This is a genomic window from Rhodanobacter terrae (assembly GCF_042657005.1).
In the GTDB taxonomy this organism is placed as follows: Bacteria; Pseudomonadota; Gammaproteobacteria; order Xanthomonadales; family Rhodanobacteraceae; genus Rhodanobacter; species Rhodanobacter terrae.
Genome location: NZ_JBHSNG010000086.1, coordinates 1 through 757, shown reverse-complemented (window position 1 = coordinate 757; position 757 = coordinate 1). Strand labels below are relative to the sequence as shown.

Genomic DNA, 757 nt, shown 5'->3' with positions numbered 1-757 from the left:
ATCAGAGGCACATCACCGTCACGGCGGCACGAAAACGCCGGAAACATCGCCTTTTTCCCGTAACCATGCCAGCGTTTTCGCACGGCCGTCTGGACGGCTGTTTCAAAGTCGATAGATCAGGGCATCCTTAGCACTGTAGCTTGTAGCCGAGGAATGCATGGGGCTTGAGCTTCGGCTTGCGTGGATAGGATCGGCCGGGTTGGATGCGAACACGAGCGGCGGCGATGGCGGCGAGGGCCGCGGGCAGCTTGCGCAGGCAAGCGGTGGCTGCCAGCAGGCAACCGACGAGGATGGGCTTGAGCGCGCCGAAGGCGTAGGTGCGATTGGCGCGATGCCGTGGCGGCGCCTCGTCGTGCGTCGGCGTCGGATCGGCGCCGCTGAGCAAGCAGTGCAGGTTGTCGGCCAAAACCTTGGCGGCGAAATCCTGTTTGAACGCCAGCGTGGTGAGGCCGGTCACGGCTTCCAGGCGCAGGCGCAGCTTGACGCGCTTGAAGGCTTCCTCGATGCGCCAGCGGCGGTGGTAGAGCTCGCCGAAGGCGGCCGCCGGGTAACGCTCGGCATCGTGCAGCGAGGTCATCAGCACGCGCACCGAGCCCGCCGGTGTGGCATCGCGGATCAACCGTACGGGCGTCTGTCGACTCCCCGTAAACTTGATCCAGGCATAAGCAGAGGTCTCCGGGCAAACTAGCCCCAAGGAGACCCACGATGCGCAAGAGCAAGTTCACCGAAAGTCAGATCGTCGCGACGCTGAAGCAGG

General features: G+C 64.2%; 1 protein-coding gene. It reads right to left on the bottom strand.

What is annotated here, in order from left to right:
• Nucleotides 1-127: 127 nt before the first annotated feature.
• A complete protein-coding gene (locus tag ACFPPB_RS20340) occupies nt 128-619 on the bottom strand; it encodes a transposase (RefSeq protein WP_377330487.1) in 492 nt (163 codons plus the stop codon).
• Nucleotides 620-757: the final 138 nt, after the last annotated feature.